Here is a 6,761-nt window from a genome sequence, read left to right on the forward strand (position 1 = left end):
AGCCCGTGTAAAACTAATACTGTAATTTAGTTGGATAAATTAAAAATAAAACGGAGTTATTAGACGAACTGACGTTGTGCATAATGCGGAAATCGTGCTAAAATTGAACATTTGAACTAAAAATGCCAACGCACAAACAGCACATTTGGTTTTTTGCCGACACATAAGCCAACGCTGAAAAAACCAAAAGAGCTGTTTTTTGCCAACGCTCAATCAGAATTGTGGAAACCCGTAAACTGAATTGAAAAAAGAAATGTATTTTAGAGAATTGTAACTGAAAAACAGACAAAAGGATTATATGACAATAGACAAGATATATAGCAATGGAAACCTAAGTGTTCGCTCATATCACGCTTGTAAATACAATGCAATTGAAACTATTGAAGATTTAAAAAAATACTATTCAAAAAATAAGACATTTACCAAATTTCGAAACTGTGGAAAAAAATCAAGCCTTGAGTTAATAGAACTTTGTAATGCTTATCCTGATGTTTCAATACCACAAGACATTATTACCAACGAGAACTCTTTAAAAAATAAAATTCAAAAATTAAATAGACCTCAAAGACAAGTCATTAATCAATTTATTAAAATTACTACTTCAAACTTAAAAGTAAGAGGACGGAATGCGATAACATCATACATAGGTAAATCACTTAAACTAAGTGATTTTTTGATTAAAATATTTGACAGAGAGGATTTTCAAGTTGCAAAAATTAAAAATATTGGTAAAGGATATATTCCAGAATTAGAAACATATCTAGATAAAATAAAAACATTTATCATTGAAGTTTCAAATATCTCAAATGAAAAAAAATTAGTTAGCCTTAATAATAAATTTTTAATTCAACATACTTTTTCAATAGACGAAATACCTGATGAAATTCTTAAAAATCAATCAATCATCAAATTATGTGAATTTCTAATTTTACAAAATGCTTTTTTTAAACCTGATTACACTACTATTTTTCACAATACAATAGATATTTTTAATTCCGATTGTAAAACTCTAGATGAAACTGCTATAATAACAAACCTATCAAGAGAAAGAGTTAGACAAATACGTGAAAGGTGTTTTGAGGAATTAGAAAGTAAAATTTCATTTTTAAAGAACTTTGAAGATGATTTTTATCAAAATTATGATATTGATATTTCTGAAAATTTCATAATATTAACGGACGAAAAAGTTGAAGAAATCAATTTTTTATATGACACGAAAATTTCTACAAATTTTTTAAAATATATATTTTCAGTATATCTATCAGAACAATTTTCAATAAATGGAAATATTGATGATGTATTAATCCCAAAACAGTTTAATGCAAGAAATAGACACAACTGGAAAAACATTTATATAATCCGTAAAGAAATCAAAAAGGAAATAGATGTTAATAAAATATGTGAAGACATTAGCTCTAGATTGTTAGAAAGAATAAACGAAACTTATAAATTTAATTTTAAAAGTTATTTGTCTAGATTCCTTATAACAGAAAACTTTAATCTTTTAGAAAACATAAAAGATTATTGTGAAGTTGTTATTAATCAAGAGTTTGATTTATTTCTAGATTTAGATGATAATATTGTCTTTGAAAGAAATACTTTAAAAACGGCATCTGAATACGCTTTTGAGGCTTTGGACTCTTTAGGAAAACCATCTAAAGTTGAAGATATCTATTTAAAAATAACTGAATTATTCCCAGGATTCAATACAGATTCAAATAAAGTTAGAGCATCACTAAAAAGAAAAGATGGATTTGTACCTATTGGCAGAAAAAGTGTCTATGGTTTACAGAAATGGGAAAATGAACTTGATAACTTTAAAGGTGGCACAATTAGAAGTATTGTAAAAGAATACTTGGATAAAGCCACTACTCCATTACATATTTCAGAAATCACAAAATATGTATTACAATATCGACCTAAAACAAACGAATATAGCATAATTCAAAATTTAAAACTTGATGAATCTAAAATGTTTAAGTTTTTTGAAAATGCAATTATTGGTGTTTCAGGAAAGGAATACAAGTCTTCATTTAATATTTTAAGTAGCAAATCAAGACCAATAAAAAGAAGTTGGGAAGAAAGTTATAATGTTCTATTAGAATTCGTTAAAATAAACAAAAAATTACCTTCTTCTAGTAACTGTCCTGAAAGTGAGGAAATCTTATATCGATGGTTAAATGTTCAAAAAAGTAAAATAAACTTAGGACAACTTAGTGATTTAAAAATTCAAAAAATAAATGAAGTATTAGAAGCATTTCCAAACAGAAGAAGTCGTACTCGTTCAAAAGGGTCATATAATTTGAACGATTTAATAAAATTCATAGAGTTAAATAATAGATTACCGAAAGCTACAATAGAGGAAGAACAAAAATTATATAATTTTTTCTATAGAAAACGAAAGTTACATAAAAACAAAGAATTATCCGTTGACGAATATGATGTAATCGACAAAATACTAAACAAATACTCATCACAATTGAGAAGCAAGAGTAGCTTGCCAAATCGCTATGAAATATTATTGGACTTCGTAAAAAAGAATAAAAGGCTTCCTTCTGCAAAATATGAAGACGAACAAAATCTATATCAATTCTTTTATAAGCAACGAAAACTTTATGAAAGAGACGAGTTAGATAATGAATTAACAACTCTGTTTCTTTCAATAGCTAAAGAAATACAAAATATGAAATATGAAAATACAAGAAATTAAACATAAACAACTTAACAGACTAAAAGAAATCTGTGAAGAGAGTGATGTAAATTACTCTTCATTAAATTCTTTATTAGAGTCTGTCAAAACAAAAAAATTATACAAAAGAAACAATTATCATTTACAAAAAATAAATGATGAGATAGAAAATGCTACTAAATGAAATTTAAAGAAATAAACATAAATAATTTTAGGCAATACTACGGTAATGTATTTATTGACCTCGCTACAAATGCTGAAAAAAATATTGTTTTAATTGGTGGTAGAAATGGCTACGGTAAAACAAATCTATTACTTTCAATAGTCTGGTGTCTGTATGGTGATAAAATTTCTCAAGTTGATGATAATTTCAAACGTGAAATTCAGAAAGAAAAAAATTATTCTCTTTTTATGAAGCAGTCTATAAATTGGTCTGCGCAAAAAGAAAATAAAAATAATTTTTCTACTGAGTTGACTATTTCCGAGATTGAATTACCTGAAATTAAATCAATCTCCACAAAAATTGAAGCAATTAAAATTAAAAGACAGTTTGACGTTTTATCAATGGAAGAAAAATTATCCATTACAGATGAAGAAACTAATAAAGAATTGTTCGATGATGAAGTTGATAAAATAAACTTTATTAACGATTATATAATTCCTTTAGATGCAGCAAAGTTTGTGTTTTTTGATGCGGAAAAAATATCTGAAATAGCCAATTTATCAATTAAAGAAGAAGGTAGTTTTTTAAATGACGCACTTGGAAAAATTTTAGGTTTAGACACTTACGAAGACTTAATTGAAGATTTAAATGATTATGCAAATAATTTAAAAAAAGAAGGAGCTTCTAAAAATATACAAGAGCAAATAATTGACAGGGAACAAGCAATAAAAATTGCTAAAAATGAAATAGAACAGTTTGAAGAAGAAAATGCTGAAAAACAAAAGGATATAGATGAGTTAAAAAAAGAAATTAGAACTTTCCAAAACTTAATATCGCAACATAGTAAACAAGGAAATTCAACTTTTGACCGTCAAGGAATAATTGATAATATTAGTAAACTTAGAAGTAAAGAAAATGAACTAGAGGAACGTTTTGGTGAATTAAGCGAGATTATTCCGCTAGCAATGCTTACTGGTAAATTAGAAGAAATAAATGAACATATAGAAATTCAAGATAGAAATGAGATATCTACAATTTCTTTAAAAGAAAATTCCTTAAAAATTGAAAGTTTTATTGAGAGATTGTTCAACAAACCTCCAGAACCAATTGACTCATCAATGTCTTTAAAAGACAAAATGTTTTATTTTGAGAAAGCACAAACTTTAGGTACAGAATTATTTGCAAAAGAGAATAATCTTGAAGATTTAGATTTTGAACACGACTTAAATAATTCTGAAAAAAAGCTAATTGAAGACGCAATAAATTTAGTGAATATTCAATCTAAAGATTTATTTGAAACTACTATCGAAGAATATAATTCTGTTAAAATCGAAGTAAATAAACTAAATAATACTTTAAACAAGATTGATGCAGATTTGGAAGATGAATTAATCTTAGAGTATTCTTCTAAAAAAGAAAATTCCGAAAGAAAGATTGCTGAATTTCACGAAACTATTGGTGTAAACAAAGGAACTATTAACAAATTACAAAAGGATATTTCTCGATTAAATCAGCAATATCAAGCATTACTGAAAAAAGTTGAGATTAATCAACAAAACAGATTAAAAATTAATAAAAGCAATGAATATTTACAAGTTTTAAAAGCTTTTGTTCACGAACAGAAAGAACTTAAAAAGGATAGTTTAGCTAAAAATATTTTAGCAGAGATGCAAAAATTAATGCACAAATTAAACACCAATAATAACAACTTCATTTCAGATGTTAAGGTTACAATACTTGCAGAAGGTAATGGTATGAAAATTACGCTTTACAATTCAGAAGATATAGAAGTTAAAAAAGAAATTCTTTCACAAGGAGAAAAACAATTATACATTTCAAGTTTGATTAAAGCAATTTTAAAAGAATCAATACAGAGTTTACCCATATTTATTGATACTCCTTTAGGAAGGCTTGATGATGAACATATTAAAAATATCTTACTCTATTTCTATCCAGATTTATCTGAACAAGTAGTAATCTTATCTACTAACAATGAAATAACGCCTAAAAGATATAATGATATTTCTGCAAATGTTTCAAAAGCATACTTATTAGTGAATAATGGTGAAAACACAAATTTAAAAAACGGTTATTTCCAAGGATATGAGAATTAAAATTAGCAAAGAAAATGACGATATTTTATACAAAATCAAAGCTTTGTATAATTTTAAAAATGATGGTATCGTTCCAAGAATAGCCTTTTCACATAGCATTATGTCAGGAAAGAAATTTGACATTGAAAACGATTTAATACCTAGTTCGGATGGAAAAGAATTTAGAGATGACAGAGCACTTTTTGGTACAATTGTAAATGATAGTTCAAACCTTATTATCTATAAAGCATCTTTAGACCAACTCTATAATAAAAACACTTTTGATGATGAGTTTTCTAAACTATTTAAACTTCATTTAAACCACGGTTTAAATTTAATGAATGACAAAATTGACAAGTGTAATATATCTAATGGTGAGCATATTGATTTCATTCTTAGTTTAGTAAAAAAAGGACTGGCGTTACGTAAAAACATCGTGAAAGTTGGTCCAACTTCTACTAAGACAATTAATGTTAAAGAGTTTAGTAATCCACTTTCTTTTTCGATTGGAAACTATGAAGATGGCTCTGATGTAGAAATTAAAATTAATGATTTAAGAGAATTTGATAATAGAAATATCGCTATTGCTGGTATGGCAGGTTCAGGAAAAACACAGTTGATAAAAGATATTCTATATCAAATTTCAAAAAAAACTGACAATTCTCTTAAATTCATCTTCTTTGATTACAAAGGAGAAGGTAATCCTGAACAATTAAAACCATTTCTAAAGAATACCAATTGTGAATTTATTGATATTGTAAATGATGGTGGAATTGATTTTAATCCATTTTCTTCTATAAGTTTAGACGAAAGACAAAGACCATTTAGTATTAGTGCTTTTGTAGATACGATTGCCACATTTGTACCAAGCGTAGGTGTATCTCAAAAGAACATTCTTAAGAATATTATTACTGACCTTTTTGATGAAAAAGGAAATTCATATCCAACAATAAATGAATTATTTGAACGATTGGACGAATATTATCTAGAAACAAAAAGAAAGCCTGATACTCTTTATGCTGGAATTCAAGATTTAACAACTAATATTTTTAATTGTACAGATGTAGAATCAAATGTATTAGATAAAAGTTTGTACTTAAACTTACCTCCTGCATTATCTGATACATTGAGACAATTAGTAGTGTTTTTGTTACTTAGATATTTTAACACCTTTTTTAGTTCTACTAATGATTGCAAGCCTAACGATTATATTTTTCCTTTAAGATATGTAATAGTAATTGATGAAGCACATATCTATTTGAAAAATAAAAATGCTCGGAAAGCATTAGAGGAATTATTAAGATTGCTAAGGTCTAAGGGTGTAATTATAGTAATGCTTTCGCAAGGTGTTGAAGATTATAGAACTAAAGATTTTGATTTTGCATCTCAAGTAAAGTTACCAATTTGTTTAAACGTTCAAAATAAAGACTACAAAATGCTTACGTCTTTCTTAGGAACACCAAGTAGTAAATATAAACTTGAAACAGAAATTAATAAATTAGAATCTGGAAAAGGGTTATTAAATATAAATGAACCAAAAATAATTGAATTGAGGCAATTTTGGAAAACGATTGAAAAAGATAGACTATAAATGCCAACGCTAAAAAGCCATACACATTCGCAATTCGCTTCAGCCACCACGCAAGCCAAAAATTGCAAAAGAGTATGTCTTGCCAACGCTCACATTTGAACTAAATAACAAACATCGGAAAACCAAGCAGAACGTGAAAAGCACTACTTACAATAACTAAGTATATGGCGTGCCGATAGGCCAACGCTATATATTCTGTTGACTGATCCGGGAAGTTTTTAGATA

At 27.0% G+C, this 6,761-nt stretch carries 4 protein-coding genes; all 4 read left to right on the forward strand.

The features are described from left to right. Positions 1 to 298: 298 nt before the first annotated feature. Genes Q0998_RS19015 through Q0998_RS19030 form a run of 4 tightly spaced genes read left to right on the forward strand, consistent with a single transcriptional unit; the run spans position 299 to position 6,536 of the window. Positions 299 to 2,710, forward strand: a complete 2,412-nt coding sequence (locus tag Q0998_RS19015) for a hypothetical protein (protein WP_299672949.1) — start codon at positions 299 to 301, stop codon at positions 2,708 to 2,710. Continuing rightward, entirely contained in the window at positions 2,691 to 2,873 is a 183-nt protein-coding gene (locus Q0998_RS19020) for a hypothetical protein (protein WP_299672952.1), read from the forward strand. The genes Q0998_RS19015 and Q0998_RS19020 overlap by 20 nt, the downstream gene beginning before the upstream one ends. Further along, a complete protein-coding gene (gene dndD / locus Q0998_RS19025) occupies positions 2,870 to 4,966 on the forward strand; it encodes a DNA sulfur modification protein DndD (RefSeq protein ID WP_299672955.1) in 2,097 nt (698 codons plus the stop codon). The genes Q0998_RS19020 and dndD overlap by 4 nt, the downstream gene beginning before the upstream one ends. Then, on the forward strand, positions 4,956 to 6,536 hold the full coding sequence (locus tag Q0998_RS19030) for a DndE family protein (RefSeq protein WP_299672958.1): 1,581 nt from the start codon (positions 4,956 to 4,958) through the stop codon (positions 6,534 to 6,536). The genes dndD and Q0998_RS19030 overlap by 11 nt, the downstream gene beginning before the upstream one ends. Positions 6,537 to 6,761 lie beyond the last annotated feature (225 nt).

The sequence above is a fragment of the uncultured Polaribacter sp. genome, from assembly GCF_947501385.1.
Lineage (GTDB): Bacteria > Bacteroidota > Bacteroidia > Flavobacteriales > Flavobacteriaceae > Polaribacter.